The 17,507-nt window shown below is 67.7% G+C and carries 17 protein-coding genes and 1 pseudogene; 9 read left to right on the forward strand and 9 right to left on the reverse strand.

Translation table 11 applies throughout. The features are described 5' to 3' along the window. Positions 1-44: 44 nt before the first annotated feature. The 7 genes from metZ to FHD67_RS11745 form a co-directional block, all read right to left on the reverse strand. The gene (gene metZ / locus FHD67_RS11715; RefSeq protein ID WP_046001359.1) at positions 45-1,247 is read right to left on the reverse strand and encodes an O-succinylhomoserine sulfhydrylase; all 1,203 of its coding nucleotides are present in this window, start codon (positions 1,245-1,247) and stop codon (positions 45-47) included. A gap of 403 nt (positions 1,248-1,650) precedes the next feature. Beyond that, a complete protein-coding gene (locus FHD67_RS11720) occupies positions 1,651-2,976 on the reverse strand; it encodes a sigma-54-dependent transcriptional regulator (protein ID WP_045981437.1) in 1,326 nt (441 codons plus the stop codon). Between the two features lie 23 nt (positions 2,977-2,999). After that, positions 3,000-4,688 carry a sensor histidine kinase gene (locus FHD67_RS11725; protein WP_084693898.1) on the reverse strand — a complete coding sequence of 563 codons (1,689 nt, stop codon included), beginning with the start codon at positions 4,686-4,688 and terminating at the stop codon, positions 3,000-3,002. 167 nt (positions 4,689-4,855) lie between these two features. Further along, on the reverse strand, positions 4,856-5,524 hold the full coding sequence (gene purQ / locus FHD67_RS11730) for a phosphoribosylformylglycinamidine synthase subunit PurQ (RefSeq protein WP_046001358.1): 669 nt from the start codon (positions 5,522-5,524) through the stop codon (positions 4,856-4,858). Between the two features lie 172 nt (positions 5,525-5,696). Further along, positions 5,697-6,908 (reverse strand): NADP-dependent isocitrate dehydrogenase, encoded by a 1,212-nt coding sequence (locus tag FHD67_RS11735; RefSeq protein ID WP_045981435.1) that lies wholly within the window; start codon positions 6,906-6,908, stop codon positions 5,697-5,699. Positions 6,909-7,010: 102 nt separating this feature from the next. Next, the gene (locus tag FHD67_RS11740; RefSeq protein ID WP_139598788.1) at positions 7,011-8,135 is read right to left on the reverse strand and encodes an HD domain-containing protein; all 1,125 of its coding nucleotides are present in this window, start codon (positions 8,133-8,135) and stop codon (positions 7,011-7,013) included. A gap of 11 nt (positions 8,136-8,146) precedes the next feature. Continuing rightward, positions 8,147-8,809: an alpha/beta hydrolase gene (locus tag FHD67_RS11745; protein WP_045981433.1), complete on the reverse strand. Its 663-nt coding sequence runs from the start codon at positions 8,807-8,809 to the stop codon at positions 8,147-8,149. Positions 8,810-8,990: 181 nt separating this feature from the next. Here FHD67_RS11745 and iscR point away from each other — a divergent pair, with 181 nt between their 5' ends. From iscR to FHD67_RS11760, 3 genes are all read left to right on the forward strand, one after another. Continuing rightward, a complete protein-coding gene (gene iscR, locus FHD67_RS11750) occupies positions 8,991-9,449 on the forward strand; it encodes a Fe-S cluster assembly transcriptional regulator IscR (RefSeq protein ID WP_045981432.1) in 459 nt (152 codons plus the stop codon). Between the two features lie 107 nt (positions 9,450-9,556). Beyond that, entirely contained in the window at positions 9,557-11,239 is a 1,683-nt protein-coding gene (locus FHD67_RS11755; protein WP_139598789.1) for a YadA-like family protein, read from the forward strand. Continuing rightward, positions 11,233-11,751 (forward strand): hypothetical protein, encoded by a 519-nt coding sequence (locus FHD67_RS11760; protein ID WP_139598790.1) that lies wholly within the window; start codon positions 11,233-11,235, stop codon positions 11,749-11,751. Before FHD67_RS11755 ends, FHD67_RS11760 begins: the two co-directional genes overlap by 7 nt. A gap of 66 nt (positions 11,752-11,817) precedes the next feature. Here FHD67_RS11760 and arsC read toward each other — a convergent pair whose 3' ends face one another. Both arsC and FHD67_RS11770 read right to left on the reverse strand, forming a co-directional pair. Further along, on the reverse strand, positions 11,818-12,192 hold the full coding sequence (gene arsC, locus FHD67_RS11765; protein ID WP_139598791.1) for an arsenate reductase (glutaredoxin): 375 nt from the start codon (positions 12,190-12,192) through the stop codon (positions 11,818-11,820). A gap of 1 nt (position 12,193) precedes the next feature. After that, complete coding sequence (locus FHD67_RS11770) at positions 12,194-12,709, reverse strand: Lrp/AsnC family transcriptional regulator (RefSeq protein WP_045981429.1); 516 nt, start codon at positions 12,707-12,709, stop codon at positions 12,194-12,196. Positions 12,710-12,808: 99 nt separating this feature from the next. Between FHD67_RS11770 and FHD67_RS11775 the strand changes: the two genes are divergently transcribed. The 6 genes and pseudogenes from FHD67_RS11775 to FHD67_RS11800 all read left to right on the forward strand — a co-directional run. Continuing rightward, a complete protein-coding gene (locus FHD67_RS11775; RefSeq protein WP_045981428.1) occupies positions 12,809-13,156 on the forward strand; it encodes a DUF2849 domain-containing protein in 348 nt (115 codons plus the stop codon). Then, positions 13,149-14,807, forward strand: a complete 1,659-nt coding sequence (locus FHD67_RS11780) for a nitrite/sulfite reductase (protein ID WP_139598792.1) — start codon at positions 13,149-13,151, stop codon at positions 14,805-14,807. Before FHD67_RS11775 ends, FHD67_RS11780 begins: the two co-directional genes overlap by 8 nt. Continuing rightward, positions 14,800-15,531: a phosphoadenylyl-sulfate reductase gene (locus FHD67_RS11785; RefSeq protein WP_127899130.1), complete on the forward strand. Its 732-nt coding sequence runs from the start codon at positions 14,800-14,802 to the stop codon at positions 15,529-15,531. The genes FHD67_RS11780 and FHD67_RS11785 overlap by 8 nt, the downstream gene beginning before the upstream one ends. Then, a complete protein-coding gene (locus FHD67_RS11790; protein ID WP_046001351.1) occupies positions 15,528-15,914 on the forward strand; it encodes a DUF934 domain-containing protein in 387 nt (128 codons plus the stop codon). The genes FHD67_RS11785 and FHD67_RS11790 overlap by 4 nt, the downstream gene beginning before the upstream one ends. Positions 15,915-15,961: 47 nt before the next feature. Beyond that, complete coding sequence (locus tag FHD67_RS11795; protein ID WP_045981424.1) at positions 15,962-16,792, forward strand: ferredoxin--NADP reductase; 831 nt, start codon at positions 15,962-15,964, stop codon at positions 16,790-16,792. A gap of 167 nt (positions 16,793-16,959) precedes the next feature. After that, positions 16,960-17,507: pseudogene (locus FHD67_RS11800) on the forward strand (hypothetical protein); the annotation flags it as partial.

The following is a 17,507-nucleotide window of genomic DNA, read 5'->3' on the forward strand; positions in this document are numbered from 1 at the left end:
GCCCGCCCCCGCAGATGCGCCACGCCACGATGACGCAGCCCGGTTCAGCCCTGCAGCGCGTCCATCAGATCGGCGGTCAGGTCACGCGCGTCCTCCAACCCCACCGACAGGCGCAACAGGCCAGGAGTGATGCCAAGGCGCGCCTTGTCCTCGTCGGTCAGGCGCGAATGGGTGGTGGTGGCCGGATGGGTCACGATGGATTTCGCATCGCCCAGGTTGTTCGAGATCGCGATGATCCGCAGACGATCCAGCGCGGCGAATGCCGCCTCCTTGCCGCCCGCCAGTTCCATTGCGATCATCGTGCCGCCCGACCCCATCTGCCGCATGGCCAGGTCGTGCTGCGGATGATCGGCCAGGCCCGGATAGATCACGCGGCTCAGCGCCGGATGGCCGTGCAGCGCGGCGGCGATGCCCGCGGCGGCCTCGGCCTGGGCGCGCACGCGCAGGTCCATGGTCTGCAGCCCGTTCAGCATGATCCAGGAATGGAACGGGCTGATCGCCCCGCCGGTATGCTTCAGATAGGGCTCGGCCACCTCGCGCACGAACTGGCGCGTGCCGCAGATCACCCCGGCCAGCGCCCGCCCGCCGCCGTCGATATGCTTGGTCGCGGAATAGACGACCACATCGGCCCCCTGCTCAACCGCGCGGGAAAAGACCGGGGTCGCAAACACATTGTCGACCACCACCGTCGCGCCCGCCGCATGGGCAAGGTCCGCGACGGCCCGGATGTCGATCACCTCCAGCGTGGGGTTCGACACGCTCTCGAAGAACACCGCCCGCGTGCCGGGCGTGATCGCCGCGGCCCATTGGTCCAGATCGGTGCCGTCGACATAGCTGACCTTGACCCCGAACCGCACCAGCAGATCCAGCACGTACAGGCAGGACCCGAACAGCGCCCGCGCCGCGACGACGTGATCGCCCGGCTTGCACATCGCGAACATCGCGCCGTTGACCGCGGCCATGCCGCTGGCGGTGGCAAAGGCGTCCTCGGTCCCCTCCAGCGCGGCGATGCGGTCCTCGAACATGCGGCTGGTGGGGTTGCCGTAACGGGCATAGATGAACTCGTCCGGGCCGGTGCCCTGGAACCGCGCCTCGGCCGAGGCGGCGTCGGGATAGACGAAGCCCTGGGTCAGGAAGATCGCCTCGGCCATCTCGCCATATTGGCTGCGCCGGGTGCCGTGATGGACGGCCTGGGTCCGGGGATGGGGGGTGCGGGGGGTGAACTTGTCGTCGGACGAAACGCTCATGCGGGCTGCCTTTCCGTGGTCCCCTGCGGCGTAATCCCCACAGGCATCTTTCGCAAGTCCCGCAACCCGGAGCGCGCCGAACTGTCGCCTAGCCGACAAATTGCAGGAAATGCAGATAAACGGTTAGTTTACAGGGGGATGCTTGATCTTCCTGTCCAAATGGACAGTTGGAAACCGACGGGTCGCAAGCTATGGTTGAACCACGGTCGGGTGATGTTCACCCAAAACCGGTAAGGGGCTTGCGCCCCGCTTTCACCAGTGTCCCGCAGGTGCGGGGTCGTGTCACAAGTTTTCTGAAGACGGTTCCTGCGGTCCAGTGTGTTGCTGTGACCATCGCGTGTTTATTCGGACGGCGGGACCCGGACAGTTGGGGGCGGCAGGTCGCGCCGCCCCCAATGGTCCCTCACAGATAGTCGCCGCGTTGCAGGCCGTACTTGGCCATCTTCTCGTTCAGCGTCCGGCGCGGCAGGCACAGCTCGTCCATCACCCCGGAAATGCTGCCCTTGTGGCGGCGCATGGTGTTGTCGATCAGCATCTTCTCGAAGCTTTCGACATATTCCTTCAGCGGCTTGCCCTCGGTGGTGGTAGCCTGCTGGTTGTCCTCGCCATCCGCCATCAGCAGCGACGCGATCGACCCCGACCCGCGGCGGTTCTGCAAGACCGCTCGTTCGGCCACGTTGATCAGTTGGCGGATGTTGCCCGGCCAGGGCGCCTGCAGCAGCTGCGCGGCCTCCTGCGCGCTGACCTGAGGCGGCTCGCAGCCGTATTCCTCGCTGAACTGCTCGGTCATGCGGGTGAACAGCGCCAGGATGTCTTCGCCCCGCGCGCGCAGCGGCGGCAGGGTGATCTTCAGCGCCGACAAGCGATAGAACAGGTCGGGGCGCAGCGAATCCTCGGCCTTGCGGCCCTCGCCACGGGCGTTGCTGATGGCGATGATGCGCGTCTCAGCAGGTGTGCCTTGCTCGCTGATGAACGCCAGCAGGCGGGCCTGCAGTGCCTCGGACAGGGCCTCGACATCCTCCAGGCACAGCGTGCCGGCGCGGGCCTCCTCGACGGCGGGCAGCCCGTCCTCGATGGGTCCGAACAGGCGCGACGCCAGGGCCTCGTCGTTATAGGCCGCGCAGCTGACCGGCACGAACTTCTTGGACGCGCGTGGCCCGACCGCGTGCAGGGCATGCGCCACCAGCGTCTTGCCGGTGCCGGTCTCGCCGTCGATCAGCACGTGGCCGTCGGCCTGGCCCAGGTCCAGGATGTCCTCGCGCAGGCGCTCCATCACCGGGCTGGCGCCGATCAGCTTGGACATGACCTGCTGGCCTTCGGACAGGTCGCGGCGCAGGGCGCGGTTGTCCAGGGTCATGCGCCGGGCCTGTGTGGCCTTCTTGGCCAGCTGGGTCATGCGGTCGGGGTTGAAGGGCTTCTCCATGAAATCCATCGCGCCAAGGCGCATCGCCTCGACCGCCATGGGCACGTCGCCATGGCCGGTGATCATGATGACGGGCAGGTTCGAATCCAGGCCCATCAGGCGTTTCAGAAAGGCCATGCCGTCCATGCCGGGCATGCGGATGTCGCTGACGACGATGCCGGGCCAGTCGGACCCGATGACCTTCAGCGCGTCCTCGGCGCTGGCAAAGGTCTCGGTCTCGAAGCCCGACAGGACCAGCCACTGGCTGATCGATTCGCGCATGTCGGGTTCGTCATCCACGATGGCGATCTTCAGCTTGCGGGACATTCTTGTCATCCTCTCGTGTTGCGTCATTCGGCCGCCAGGGCCTGACGGGGTTGTCCGGGGCGGTGCAGCGGCAGCTCGACCCGGAACACCGCTCCGCCGGTGTTTTCGTTATGGGCGGTCAGGCGACCCCCGAAATCGGCGACGATCGTGGACGAGATCGCCAGCCCCAGCCCGGTCCCCTCTCCGGGCTTCTTGGTGGTCCAGAAGGGTTCAAACAGCTTTTCCAGGTCCGAGACACCCGGCCCGTTATCGCGGACGGACACATAGGCGTGAGCCGCGGCCTCGACCGTGATCTCGATCGCAGCGTCGGGGCGGCCCTTGACCGCGTCGACCGCGTTGCGCAGCAGGTTGATCAGCACCTGTTCCAGCCGGATGCGGTCGGCCATGACCATCACCCGCTCGCGCGGCACGATGCGGATGATGCGGATGGGCCGGGTGCGCAGCTGGGGCTCCATCATGGTCAGCGCGCTGCTGACCGCGGCGCGCAGATCGACCGGCTCGACCGCCTCGCCGCCCTTGCGGGCATAGGACTTCAGCTGCCGGGTGATCGCACCCATCCGGTCGATCAGGTCGTCGATGCGCTGGAAACTGGACAGCGCCTCCTCGGGGCGGCCGCGCTGCAGCAGCAGCCGCGCCCCCGCCAGATAGGTCTTCATCGCGGCCAAGGGCTGGTTCAGCTCGTGGCTGACGCCGGCCGACATCTCTCCCAAGGCGGCCAGCTTGGAGGATTGCTGCATGGTCTGCTCGGCCACGCGCAGCTCCTTCTGCACGCGCTCGCGTTCCGCGATCTCTCGGGTCAGGCGGGCGTTCAGGGCGCGCAGGTCGGCCGATTCGCGCATATAGGCCTGGCTCTGGATGCGCGCGCGCCGCGACAGCATCCAGAACGCCCCCGCCAGCAGGATGGCGAAACCCATGATCTGCAGCGCCAGGATGGCGTTGACCCGTTCGCGCACGGACGAATAAGCGGTGAAGCTGATCATCCGCCAGCCGCGGAACGGCACCCGCGCCTCGGACTGCATCACCGCGCGGCCCTGGACATAGGCGTCGGCGGGGCTGGAGGTCCAGTCCGCCGTCACCTGGAACGCCCGCCGGATCGCAGAGGGCGCATCGCGAACCGCCTGCGCCTCGGCGACGGTCAGGCCGCGCCAGCGCGGCTCGGTCGACAGGATGATCACACCCTCGCTGTCGGTGACGGCCACGGCATCGGAAATGCCCGCCCAGGACCGTTCCAGCCGGGTCAGGTCGGCCCCCACGACGATCACGCCCAGCGTCCGCCCCTCGGACACCACGGCGCGGGAATAGGCGAATTCATGGGCGCCCGATGCCAGTTCGGACACGGTGAAGACCGTGTCGCGCGACCGCAGCGCCTCGACATATTGCGGGGCCGCGACGCTGTTCGTGCCGATCTGATAGCGGTCCGTGGCCCCCACGACCCGCCCCGATGCGTCCAGCAGGCGGATCGAGGCCGCGCCGATCTCCTTCTGCGCGGTCATCAGCCGCGCCGAGGTGGTGGAAAAATCGTTGCCGTTCAGCGCCCCGATCAGCGCCGGGTCACGCGCCAGCAGCAAGGGCACGACCGAATTGCGCTGCAGTTCCGACATCAGGTTGCCCGAATACAGCGCCAGACGCAGTTCGGACCGCACGCGCGTGTTCTCGGAGAAGCGATCGGTCAGCCATGCGTTGGTGACCCAGATCGTGCCCAGCGCCGCCATGCAGATCAGCGCGATCGTCGCACGCAGCCACCAGGGGTTGACCGGCTGGCCGACCCTGCCGCGCCTGCGTTCGGCGCTGTCTTCGATATGATCCTCAGTGACCACGCACGGACCCGTCCCACAAGATCGGCTGACGCAATCTATGGCGAAGAACGGTCCGGCTCAAGTCAGGCGTGCGTCAGCGCCGTGGCCAGCCCAGTGAACAGCGCCGCCCCGTCGGTGCCGCCCGTGACCGGATCGGCGGCACGTTCGGGATGCGGCATCATGCCCAGGACGCGCCGGTTTTCCGACAGCACGCCCGCGATGTCGCCGACGGACCCGTTGATCGCCGGGGCATAGGTGAAGGCGATGCGGTCCTGATCGCGCAGCTGCGCCAGGCCTTCGGTGCCGATCTGATAGTTGCCGTCGTGATGGGCCACCGGAATGCTGATCCGCTGGCCCTTGGCGTAACCGCCGGTGAAGGCGCTGTCCGCGGTGCCCACGGTCAGGACCGACGGCTTGCACAGGAAAGTCAGCCCGGTGTTGCGCATCAGCGCGCCGGGCAGCAGGCCCAGTTCTGTCAGCACCTGAAAGCCGTTGCAGATTCCCAGCACATAGCCGCCCCGCGCCGCATGGGCCCGCAGCGCGTCGGCGATGGGGGAATGCGCGGCGATCGCCCCGCAGCGCAGATAGTCGCCATAGGAGAACCCGCCCGGCACGCCGACCAGGTCGATCCCGTCGGGCAGCTGGCTGTCCTTGTGCCAGACGCGCACCACCTCGGCCCCCGCCTGTTCCAGCGCGACGGCAAGGTCGCGGTCGCAATTCGATCCGGGAAAGGTGACGACGGCGGCTTTCATCGCGGGACTCCTGCTTGGGACGCCCTGCCCTTAGCGCAGGCCGGGTTCCAAAGAAAGGGGGGCCAGCCCCCCATCGCCTTGCGGCGATCCCCCCGGGGGTATTTGGACAACGGAGAAATGCATCCTGCCCCCTTGGAAAGCAGAAGGCCGGACGATTGCCCGGCCTTCGTGATCAGTTCAGCGCCTTGTTCAGGTACTGATCGACCTTTTCCAGATAGCCCATCGTGGTCAGCCATTTTTGGTCGGGACCCACCAGCAGCGCCAGGTCCTTGGTCATGTGGCCGTCCTCGACCGCCTGGACGGTCACCTTCTCCAGCGTCTGCGCAAAGGTCAGCAGGGCGGCGTTGTCGTCCAGCTTGGCGCGGTGCTTGAGGCCGCCGGTCCAGGCAAAGATCGACGCGATCGAGTTGGTCGAGGTCGCATTGCCCTTCTGGTGTTCGCGATAGTGGCGGGTGACGGTGCCATGGGCGGCCTCGGATTCGACGATCTTACCGTCCGGGGTCATCAGGACCGAGGTCATCAGACCCAAGCTGCCAAAGCCCTGCGCGACGGTGTCCGACTGCACGTCGCCATCATAGTTCTTGCAGGCCCAGACGTAGCCGCCCGACCATTTCATCGCGCTTGCGACCATGTCGTCGATCAGGCGGTGTTCGTAATGGATGCCGGCCTTCTTGAACCGGTCCTGGAACTCGGCCTCGTAGACCTCCTGGAACAGGTCCTTGAAGCGGCCGTCATAGGCCTTGAGGATCGTGTTCTTGGTCGACAGATAGACCGGATAGCCGCGCGCCAGGCCATAGTTCAGCGAGGCACGGGCGAAATCGCGGATCGAATCGTCCAGATTGTACATGGCCATCGCGACCCCGGCGGCGGGGGCGTCATAGACCTCGTGCTCGATCGTCTCGCCGTCCTCGCCGACGAACTTGATGGTCAGCTTGCCCTTGCCCGGAAAACGGAAATCGGTGGCCTTGTACTGGTCGCCGAAGGCGTGGCGGCCGACGATGATCGGCTGCGTCCAGCCCGGCACCAGCCGCGGCACGTTCTTGCAGATGATCGGTTCGCGGAAGATCACGCCGCCCAGGATGTTGCGGATCGTGCCATTGGGGCTGCGCCACATCTTCTTCAGGCCGAATTCCTCGACCCGCGCCTCGTCGGGGGTGATGGTCGCGCATTTCACGCCGACCCCGTGGCGCTTGATCGCCTCGGCCGCGTCGATGGTGATCTGGTCGTTGGTGCGGTCGCGCTCCTCGATGCCCAGATCGTAATATTTCAGGTCGATGTCCAGATAGGGCAGGATCAGCTTTTGCTTGATGAAGTCCCAGATGATCCGCGTCATCTCGTCCCCGTCCAGCTCGACGACGGGATTGGCAACCTTGATCTTCGACATGAACTGCCCCTTGTGCGGTGGATACGGTCGCGCCGCTTCTAGCCGCAAAAGGGTCCGATTGAAAGACGGTATGCGATGGTATGCAAAACGCCCGCCTGGTGATCAGCTGCCTGCGAAATGGGCGCGAAGGCCGTGGTGCAGCCACTGCCACAGCGGCGCGCAGCCGCGTTCGACCCAAGGGCCCACGCGGCTTTCCACCTGCGCCAGGGTCACGTCGTATTCGAACCAGCCCGCGCCGCCCGACCGCAGGTTCTGGACCGCGGGCTGGCAGCGGTCCAGCGCCTTGGCGAAGACAGCATCGGGGCTGGCCGCCGCCTCGAACTCCTGCCACAGGGTCAGCATCTGCCGTCCTTGCGGGTCGGGCAACAGACCGAACAGGCGCCGCGCGGCGGCCTCCTCGGCGGCCTGGATCGCCGCCGATCCATGCGCCTGCCCGCCGGCGGAATGCAGGGGCACATCGCCCACGTCGATCTCGACCAGATCGTGGATCAGCAGCATGCGGATGACGCGGCCCGGATCGACGCCCGGCCCCGCCAGACCGCCCAGCACCAGCGCGTATAGCGCCAGGTGCCAGCTGTGCTCGGCGCTGTTCTCGCGCCGCGATCCGTCCAGCAGGCGGTTTGCGCGCAGGACGCCCTTCAGCGCGTCGGCCTCGGCCAGAAAGGCCAGGCGGCGGGCCAGATCGCCCTGGGCGACCTCCTGCCCGGACAGCAGCGCATGCGCGGCCTGCCACCCCTGCGGCCATTCGCGTTCGAACCGCGCCGCGCGTCCGGCCGACAGGTTGTCGCGCACGATCCGGACATGGTCGGGGATCGGATCGCGCGCCTGCAGTACCTGAAAGATGGGCTGTGCGTGATCCATGCGCTTGGCGGTCACCGCGGCAGCGTCCGCGCGCCCCTCGAAATCGCGCCAGAGGGCGGCCAGCCGCGCCCCGTCCGGCGCCAGGCCAAAGATGCGATCCGCTGCCGCGGCCTCGGCGATGGCCAGGCCTTCCACGTCATGATCCAGGTGGATCGGCTGATCGCCCGTGTCGATCTCTACCAGGTCGTGGATCAGGATCATCGCGATGGCGCGGTCGCTGGCGCCCATCACCATTGCCCACAGGGCGACGTGCCAGCTGTGTTCTGCGCTGTTCTCGGGGCGCGACAGGTCCATCAGGACGCTGGCGCGGTGGACCGACTTCAGCCGGTCCGCCTCGCACAGAAAGGCGAACGCATCGTCCAGCATGGCCGCAGCCCTCAGCGCGACGTCTCGGTCAGGCGCTTCCTGACGTAACCCTGCACCAGGTCGATCATCGGCTTCATGTGGGTCTCGTCGTCGCGGAAGAAATGGTCCGCGCCCTCGATCTCCTCATGGGTGACGGTGATGCCCTTCTGCTCGCGCAGCTTGCCCACCAGGGTGGCGGTGTCCTTGGGCGGGGCGACGCGGTCGGCGGTGCCGTTCACGATCAGGCCCGACGACGGGCACGGCGCCAGGAAGCTGAAATCGTACATGTTCGCGGGCGGGGCCACGCTGATGAAGCCCGTGATCTCGGGACGCCGCATCAGCAGCTGCATCCCGATCCAGGCGCCAAAGCTGAACCCCGCGACCCAGCAATGCTTGGAATTGGGGTTCATCGCCTGCAGGTAATCCAGCGCCGAGGCGGCATCGGACAGCTCTCCGATGCCCTGGTCGAATTCGCCCTGGCTGCGGCCCACGCCGCGGAAGTTGAACCGCATCACCGTGAATCCCATGCGGTGGAACGCATAGTGCAGGTTGTAGACGACGCGGTTGTTCATCGTCCCGCCATATTGCGGGTGCGGATGCAGCACGATGGCGATGGGGGCGTCTGGCTTGCCGGGCTGAGGGTGGTAACGGCCTTCGAGACGGCCTTCGGGGCCGGGAAAAATCAGCTCGGGCATGGTTGTCCTTCACAGGTCCTGTCGGGTTTCTTGACGCGTGCGCGCATGGCTTCTAGACGGGATATCTGGGCAGCCGGCACAGGTTTGGCAAGAAACATGCTGGGCCGGGCATAGCGCGCGACGACGGCGCGCGTCAATGCAAAGGCAGGCCCGGCACGGACCATCGGGGGGAAGACGCGCCATGAAACTGTCCACCAAGGGACGCTACGCGATCATCGCGCTGACCGACCTGGCCATCGCCAAGGGGGGCGACCTGACCTCGCTGGCCGAAATCTCGAAACGCCAGGACATCTCGCTGCCCTATCTGGAACAGCTGTTCGTGCGCCTGCGCCGGGCGGGGCTGGTGGCATCCGTGCGCGGTCCGGGCGGTGGATACCGCCTGGCCCGCACCCCCGAGACGATCCGTGTGGCCGAGATCCTGGAGGCCGTGGACGAGACCGTCAGCGCCATGCATATCGGCGCGGGCGCGTCGGGCGGCATTTCCGGGTCGCGGGCGCAGACCCTGTCGAACCGGCTGTGGGAAAGCCTGTCCGCGCATGTCTATGTCTTCCTGCACAATCACACGCTGGCCGACGTGGCGAAGAACCAGCTGCTGCCCTGCCCCGCGCTGCCCAAGATCCTCAACGTCGTGGACGACTGAGGCCGCCCGGGAATTAATTCGACGAATCCTGCATCCGGTCGGCGGTTTCCCGCGTCCCCCGGTCAGAGGCCCGCAAAAGGCCCTGTCCAACGGATGAGGAGAATCCCATGACCCACCTGACCCGTACCCGCGCCATGCTGCTCGGCGGTGCTGCCGCCGTCGCGATGATCGGCGCCGTCGGCACGGCTGCCGCGCAGGAATGCCAGCAGGGCGCAGGCGGCGCCGGATCGCTGGCCTGCGGCCCGACCGCCATCGCCGAGGGCCCGCTGTCGGTCGCCATCGGCGACAACGCCTCGACCGATGCGACCGCCGTGGACGGCGTGGCCATCGGCGGAGAGGCGACCGCCACCGGCCCCTCGACCACCGCGGTCGGCGGCGAATCGGTCGCGACCGGTCCCGGCGCCAGCGCCATCGGCTGGCAGGCCCAGGCCACCGCGGAACGTGCGCAGGCCATCGGCCACCTGGCCACCGCCCAAGGCGTCCGGTCCCTGGCCGTAGGCGAGAACGCCGACGCGCAGACCGACCTGTCCACCGCCATCGGCAACGAATCCACCGCCAACGGCGTCGACGCGCTGGCCGTGGGCGACACCGCGGCAGCGAACGGTAACTCGACCACCGCGGTCGGCGGCGAATCCGTTGCGACCGGCCCCGGCGCCAGCGCCATCGGCTGGCAGGCCCAGGCCACCGCCGAACGCGCCCAGGCCTTCGGCCACCTGGCCACCGCACAGGGCGTCCGGTCGATGGCCATCGGCGAGAATGCCGACGCACAGACCGACCTGTCCACCGCCATCGGTAACGAATCCATCGCCAATGGCGTTGATGCGCTGGCCGTGGGCGACACGGCGGCGGCGAACGGCAACTCGACCACCGCCATCGGTGGCGAGTCGGTCGCGACCGGGCCGGGCGCCAGCGCCATCGGCTGGCAGTCCATGGCGACCGCGGAACGCGCCCAGGCCATCGGCCACCTGGCCACCGCGCAGGGTGTCCGCTCGCTGGCCGTGGGCGAAAATGCCGACGCGCAGTCGGATTTCTCGACCGCGATCGGCAACGAATCCATCGCCAACGGCACGGACGCGCTGGCCATCGGCGACACCTCGGTCGCGAACGGCACGTCGACCACCGCGGTCGGCGGTGAATCGGTCGCGAACGGCACCGCCGCCACCGCCTTCGGTTGGCAGGCGCAGGCCACCGCGGAACGCGCCCATGCCTTCGGCCACCTGGCAGCGGCCAGCGGCGTGCGCTCGACCGCCATCGGCGAGGCCGCGATGGCCATGGGATCGGGGTCGATCGCGCTTGGCAACCAGGCGGTCGCCGCGGCCGACAACTCGGTCGCCATCGGTGATGGCGCGACCGCAACCCGCGCGAACGAGTTCGTGCTGGGCAACGGTGCCAACACCTATCGCGCGGCGGGCATCGCGTCGGATGCCAGCACGGCGGCGCAGGGCACCCCCATCGGCGTCGTGACCTCGGACGCGCAGGGCAACCTGGCGGTCGACCGGTCGATCGGCGAGAGCATGTCGTCGCTGAACGGCCGCGTGCGCTCTCTGGGCCAGCAGGTCGAGGACAACAAGGAAGGCATCGCGATGGCGATGGCGCTGAACACCCCCTATGTTCCCGAGGACAAGACCTATGCCGTGTCGACCAGCATCGGCAGCTTCGAGGGATCGCAGGCACTGGCAGCGTCGATGGGCTACCGCTTCGACGCGAACACCCAGTTCGACGCGGGCATCACCTATGGCTTCGACCGCAACCAGGTCGGCGGCCGCATCGGCGTGACCTACGCGTGGTAGGCCACGCCGCAACACGGACGGGGACGGCGCATGCGCTGTCCCTGGCCATCGCGATGGCGCTGGCGCTGGTCGGCGCCAGCGCCCATGCGCAGGACGCCCCCGCCGAACCGCAGCCCGAACTCCGGGCCGAGGCCCCCCTGGTCGAACCCAGCTATGCCACCGCCCTGATCCGCGACGTGCTGGCGGCGGTGAACCACGGCAACTGGACGGGCAACTATACGGTGCTGCGCGACATCGCCGCCCCGGAATTCGCATTGGCCAACGATCCGACGCGCCTGGCGGGCTTGTTCACGCCGCTGCGCGAGGAACGGCTGGACCTGCTGCAGGCGATGGTCGTCGACCCGGTCATCCTGGACAGCGCGCTGTCCGATACCGGGCAGGAGCTGCGCCTGACCGGCTTTGTCCCGCTGCAGCCGCGTCATGTCAGCTTCGATCTGGTCCTGGGGCTGGAGGGACGGCGTTGGCTGTTGCTGGGCATCTCTGTCGGGGCGTTCGATCCGATCGATCCGTAAGGCATCTGCCGCTGTCACCGCAGTCCGGGCGTCATCTGTCGGTTCGCACCCCCCACCCCTGCCGGATCACGGCGAACCACCTGCGTGATTGCGGGCGATCAGCTCACTGACCCGCTCCTTGGGCCGGCACAGCACCGCGCCATGCGGCGCGAAGACGACCGGCCGTTCGATCAGGATCGGATGGGCCGCCATCGCCGCGATCAGCGCATCATCGGACAGGCCGGGATCATCCAGCCCCAGTTCCGCGAATGGCGTTCCCTTGCGCCGCAGCAACCCCCGCGCCCCGATGCCCAGACGCGACAGCGCATCGCGCAACGCATCCTCGGATGGCGGCACGGCGATGTAGTCGCGCACCTCGGGTGCGATCCCTGCCTCGCGCAGCGCGGCCAGAACCCAGCGCGAGGTGGAGCAGGTCGGCTTGTGCCAGATCACCCAACCCATCTCAGCGCTCGCCGTCCGGGATGGGCAGGGCGCTGGTCGCCTTGATCTCCTCCATCGACAGCAGGGCCGTGACGTTGTGGATCTTCACCTCGCCGATCAGCGATTGGTAAAAGCGGTCATAAGCGCGGGCGTTCCTGACCTGCACCTTGAGGATATAGTCGATGTCGCCCGCCAGACGGTGTGCCTCGACCACCTCGGGCCGCTCGCGCAGCGCACGCAGAAAGCGCGCGGCCCAGTCGCGGTCATGCTCGCTGGTGCGGATCAGCACGAAGAAGCAGGCCTCCAGCCCCAGCGCCTCGGGGTCCAGGATGGCGACCTGACGGCGGATCACCCCCGCCTCGCGCAGCTTGCGGATTCGGTTCCAGACCGGGGTCTTGGAGGCCCCCACCCGGTCGGCGATCTGGTCCAGCGACAGGCTGGCATCCTGCTGCAGCAGGGACAGGATCTTGCGGTCCACCTCGTCCAGGCGGACAGGCGTTTGGCCTGCGCCCGCATCGGGGGAAATCGGTTCCGGCATGGCGCACTCCTTGGTCGATCGTCCTTATTTGCCGCGACCACTGTGCAGAATCCAGAACGAAATTCTATATAGAGGTCAGCAAAACCGCGAGGTCCAGTCATGAGCAAATCCTTCCCCCTGTCGGCCGCACGCCCCGGCGTCATAACCGCGAATGACCTTCGCGAAGGCCACAATGTGTGGATGTGCGCCGACGGCTGGACCCGCGATCCGCGCCAAGCGACCGTTTATGACGACGAGGCCATCGCCGACCTGGACCTGCTGCAGGCCGTGGCGCAATCCGAGATCGTCGTCGGTCCCTATCTGGTCGAGGCCAGGCGCGGTCCCGACGGACCCGAGCCCGTCCATTTCCGCGAGGCCTTCCGCCAGCGCGGACCGTCCAATTACTTCCACGGCATCCAGGCCGATCGGCAAGCCGACGCCCAGAAGACGGAAACCGCCCATGTTTGATATCCGCCCCGTCGAGACCGATTATGTCCGCCAGCGCGCGGCCGAGTTCCGTGCCCAGGTCGCCCGCCGTCTGGACGGCAGCCTGACCGAGGACGAGTTCAAGCCGCTGCGCCTGATGAACGGCGTATATCTGCAGCTGCATGCCTACATGCTGCGCGTGGCCATTCCCTATGGCACGATCAGCCCGGACCAGATGCGCACCCTGGCCCTGCTGGCCGAGAAGTGGGACAAGGGTTACGGCCACTGGACCACCCGCCAGAACATCCAGTTCAACTGGCCGAAGCTGGTGGACATCCCGGACATGCTGGACGCGCTGGCCGATGTCGGAATGCACGCCATCCAGACCAGCGGCAACACGATCCGCAACGTGACCACCGACGCCTTCGCCGGCGCGGCCTTTGACGAGGCTGCCGATCCGCGCCCCTATGCGGAACTGCTGCGCAGCTGGTCGACGGATCACGCCGAATTCCAGTTCCTGCCGCGCAAGTTCAAGATCGCCATTTCCGGCGGCAAGAAGGACCGCGCGGTCATCGCCGCCCATGACATCGGCCTGCGCCTGACCGAACAGAACGGCCAGACCGGCTTCGAGGTCTGGATCGGCGGAGGTCTGGGCCGCACGCCCCTGCTGGGTCAGGTCGTCCGCGACTTCCTGCCCGAGGAGGACCTGCTGCCTTACGTCGAGGCGATCATCGCGACCTACAACCTGGCCGGGCGCCGAGACAACAAATACAAGGCCCGCATCAAGATCACCGTGCTGGAACGCGGCCTGGACGTCATGCGCGCCGAGATCGAGGAGGAATTCCTCGCCCGCCGCCGCGACTTCCACGGTGCCGACCGGGACGCGCTGGCGGTGTTCAAGGATCGCTTCCGCGCGCCGTCCTTCCGCAATGCGCCCGTGGATGGATATGAGGCCGAGCGTCAGGCGAACCCGGCCTTCCGCAGCTGGTCTGATACGAACCTGCATCAGCACCGGGTCGAGGGCTATGCCAGCGTCGTCGTGACCTTCAAGGCGCCGGGCCAGACGCCGGGCGACGCCAGCGCCGACCAGATGCGCCTGCTGGCCGATCTGGCCGAACGGTTCGGCCACAACGACCTGCGCGTGATGCACGACCAGAACGTGGCCCTGCCGCATGTGCACAAGTCGGACCTGCCGGCGCTGTACGCCGAGCTGCGCGCCGCGGGCCTTGCCACCGCGAATGCCGGGCTGACCAGCGACATCATCGCCTGCCCCGGCATGGATTACTGCGCGCTGGCCACCGCGCGTTCCATCCCCATCGCCGAAGAGATCGCCGACCATTTCCGCTCCGTCGGGCTAGAGGAGGAGATCGGCAACCTGAACATCCGCATCTCGGGCTGCATCAACGCCTGCGGGCATCACCACCTGGGCCATATCGGCATCCTGGGGCTGGATCGTGCGGGCGTGGAAAACTATCAGATCACGCTTGGCGGCGACGCCTATGACATCCCGGCCATCGGCGAGCGCGCAGGCGCGGGCTTCCCCGCCGAACAGGTCGTCCCGGCCATCGACCAGCTGCTGCGCGCCTATCTGGAGGTGCGCGAGGACGCGTCCGAACGCTTTATCGACGCCTATCGCCGTCTGGGTCAGGCCCCGTTCAAGGCCGCGCTCTATCCCGTGGCCGCCGATGCTTGACGGGAACCTGGACACACGCGCGGGGCGGCTGAACGACCGCTATCGCCACCATGCCGCCATCGAGGTGCTGCGCCGCGCGGTCACCGACCCCGATCTGGGGCAGGTGGCGCTGGTGTCGTCCTTCGGCGCTGAATCGGTCGTGCTGCTGCACATGGTCAGCCGGGTCGCACCGGGCCTGCCGGTGCTGTTCATCGACACGCAGATGCTGTTCCCCGAGACCCTGGCCTATCAGCAGGAGGTCGCGGAGCGGCTTTCGCTGACCAACGTGCAGGTGATCACCGCCAGCGAGGCGGAGATCGCGGCCCATGACCCGGACGGAACGCTGCACAAGTCGAACCCCGACGCCTGCTGCGATTTCCGCAAGACGGTGCCGCTGGAACGCGTGCTGTCGGGCTATGACGCCTGGATCACGGGCCGCAAGCGGTTCCAGAACGGCCAGCGCGCCGCGCTGGAGTTCTTCGAGCCCGAACCCCCGTCGCGCCTGCGCGTGAATCCCTTGGCGCATTGGCGCCCCGAAGACGTGCAGGACTACATGGTCGAGAACCGCCTGCCCCGGCATCCGCTGGTGGCCAAAGGGTATCCCTCGATCGGCTGCGCGCCCTGCACTTCTCCGGTCAAGCCGGGCGAGGACCCCCGTTCCGGGCGCTGGCGCGGCCAGGAGAAATCCGAATGCGGCATCCATTTCATCGGCGGGCGCATGGTCCGCGGAAAGGTCTCGGCATGAGCGAGCAGTTGAACAGCGAACCCGTCCTGGCCCGTGACGACGGGTTTCATCCAGTGACCGACCAGCCTGCCGTGGTGCTGGCCCCCGACACCGCCCCCGCGACCTTGGCCGACCATCTTGATCAGCCGCTGATCGGGATCGCGTTTCCGTCCTTCAGCGACGGGCGCGGTTTCACGCTGGCCCGCCGCTTGCGCGAGCTGGGCTATACCGGTCGCCTGCGCGCGACGGGGCGGCTGATCGCCGATCAATACGCCATGGCGCGCCGCGTGGGCTTTGACGAGGTCGAGGTCGCCCCCGACATCGCCGCCCGCCAGCCCGAGGATCAGTGGCTGGCCCGCGCCGACTGGAAGGCCTGGGACCATCGGGCGCAGCTGGCCGGCTGACCCTTTCACCCTCGCGCCCCTTCGATTAGACGACAAGGATTGCAACAATGACGCTGGATCTGCCCGTGACCGAGGCCGCCAAGATTACCGTTCCCGACGCCCAGACCGTGACCTCGGTCACGAAATGGACCGACAGCCTGTTTTCGTTCCGTGTGACGCGGCCCGCCTCGCTGCGCTTCCGGTCGGGCGAATTCGTGATGATCGGCCTGCCGGGCGACAACGGCAAGCCGCTGCTGCGGGCATATTCCATCGCCTCGCCCAACTGGGACGACGAGCTGGAATTCTATTCCATCATCGTTCCCGACGGGCCGCTGACCTCCAAGCTGCAGCACATCAAGCCGGGCGACCAGATCATCCTGCGTCCGAAACCCGTAGGCACGCTGGTCCTGGATGCGCTGCTGCCCGGAAAGCGGCTGTGGTTCCTGGCCACCGGCACGGGGTTCGCGCCCTTTGCCAGCCTGATGCGCGACCCCGAGACCTATGAGCGGTTCGAGCAGGTCATCATGATGCATACCTGCCGCACCGGTGAGGAGCTGGTCTATGGCGCCGAGCTGGTGAACAACCTGCGCCACGACCCGCTGCTGACCGAGATCTATGGCGACGATTTCGCCCAGCGGCTGAAATACTACCCGACGACGACGCGAGAGCCCTCGCCCTTCATGGGGCGCATCACCGACAACCTGACCTCGGGCAAGGTGCTGTCGGATCTGGGCCTGCCGCCCATCGATCCGGCACAGGATCGCGCGATGATCTGCGGCAGCCTGGCGTTCAACGTCGACGTCAAGGCGGTCCTGGAAGGGTTCGGCCTGAACGAGGGCGCGAATTCCGAGCCGCGCGAATTCGTCGTCGAAAAGGCCTTTGTCGGCGACGGCGTCTGACGTCGTTTCTATCGAATCGCCCCATGGGCCGCGCCGTTTCGGCGCGGCCTTTTGCATGGCGCACCGCCGCCCATCACGCGATGGTCACGGCAAGTTTGGGAACCCTTGGCGCAAGTGCCTGTTAAAGCACCAAAGACAGTCATTCGATTTTCCACAAGGAGCGTCTCATGCGCCGGATTATCCATAACACAACCGCCATCGCGGCCTGCCTGTCGCTGATGGCGCCGCATCTTGCGATGGCCCAGACCGCAATGCCTTCCCCCGATCAGGCGGCTCCCCAGAACCTGATCCTGGCGCAGGCCGCGCCCGAAGGTCAGGTCCCGCCCCCGCCCGCAGCCCCCGGCGAGGAGGGACCGCAGGACGGTGCCGACCTGAACCAGGCCCAGAACCCGCCGCCGGCGGAGCCCGCGCCTGCGGAAGAGCCTGCGCCCGAGCCCGCGCCAGTCGAGGAACCCGCGCCGGAAGCCCCGGCCGAGGCGCCCCCTGCCCCCGAGGAAGCACCGGCCGAAGCCCCGGCGGAGCAGCCTGCCGAGGCACCTGAAGCAGCGCCCGCGGCAGAGGCGGAGCCTGCACCTGCCGCAGAACCTGCTCCCGCGCCCGCGGCAGAGGCCGCCCCGGCTGCCGAGCTGGCGCCCGCCGCAGAGCCCGCGCCCCCGGCGGCACCCGAGGCAGCAGCGCCCGAGGCCGAAGCCCAGCCGGCCCCTGCGGCCGAACC

Origin of the sequence: Paracoccus haeundaensis, assembly GCF_006239215.1 — a bacterium.
Classification (GTDB): Bacteria; Pseudomonadota; Alphaproteobacteria; order Rhodobacterales; family Rhodobacteraceae; genus Paracoccus; species Paracoccus marcusii.

Coding starts and splice junctions, on each gene's coding strand:
- FHD67_RS11790 (WP_046001351.1), top strand. CDS start 15,528: ATGAGCGAGCAGTTGAACAGCGAACCCGTCCTGGCCCGTGACGACGGG.
- FHD67_RS11735 (WP_045981435.1), bottom strand. CDS start 6,908: ATGTCGAAGATCAAGGTTGCCAATCCCGTCGTCGAGCTGGACGGGGAC.
- FHD67_RS11720 (WP_045981437.1), bottom strand. CDS start 2,976: ATGTCCCGCAAGCTGAAGATCGCCATCGTGGATGACGAACCCGACATG.
- FHD67_RS11740 (WP_139598788.1), bottom strand. CDS start 8,135: ATGCTGGACGATGCGTTCGCCTTTCTGTGCGAGGCGGACCGGCTGAAG.
- metZ (WP_046001359.1), bottom strand. CDS start 1,247: ATGAGCGTTTCGTCCGACGACAAGTTCACCCCCCGCACCCCCCATCCC.
- FHD67_RS11725 (WP_084693898.1), bottom strand. CDS start 4,688: ATGGCGGCGCTGGGCACGATCTGGGTCACCAACGCATGGCTGACCGAT.
- FHD67_RS11745 (WP_045981433.1), bottom strand. CDS start 8,809: ATGCCCGAGCTGATTTTTCCCGGCCCCGAAGGCCGTCTCGAAGGCCGT.
- iscR (WP_045981432.1), top strand. CDS start 8,991: ATGAAACTGTCCACCAAGGGACGCTACGCGATCATCGCGCTGACCGAC.
- purQ (WP_046001358.1), bottom strand. CDS start 5,524: ATGAAAGCCGCCGTCGTCACCTTTCCCGGATCGAATTGCGACCGCGAC.
- FHD67_RS11755 (WP_139598789.1), top strand. CDS start 9,557: ATGACCCACCTGACCCGTACCCGCGCCATGCTGCTCGGCGGTGCTGCC.
- arsC (WP_139598791.1), bottom strand. CDS start 12,192: ATGGGTTGGGTGATCTGGCACAAGCCGACCTGCTCCACCTCGCGCTGG.
- FHD67_RS11770 (WP_045981429.1), bottom strand. CDS start 12,709: ATGCCGGAACCGATTTCCCCCGATGCGGGCGCAGGCCAAACGCCTGTC.
- FHD67_RS11780 (WP_139598792.1), top strand. CDS start 13,149: ATGTTTGATATCCGCCCCGTCGAGACCGATTATGTCCGCCAGCGCGCG.
- FHD67_RS11785 (WP_127899130.1), top strand. CDS start 14,800: ATGCTTGACGGGAACCTGGACACACGCGCGGGGCGGCTGAACGACCGC.
- FHD67_RS11795 (WP_045981424.1), top strand. CDS start 15,962: ATGACGCTGGATCTGCCCGTGACCGAGGCCGCCAAGATTACCGTTCCC.
- FHD67_RS11775 (WP_045981428.1), top strand. CDS start 12,809: ATGAGCAAATCCTTCCCCCTGTCGGCCGCACGCCCCGGCGTCATAACC.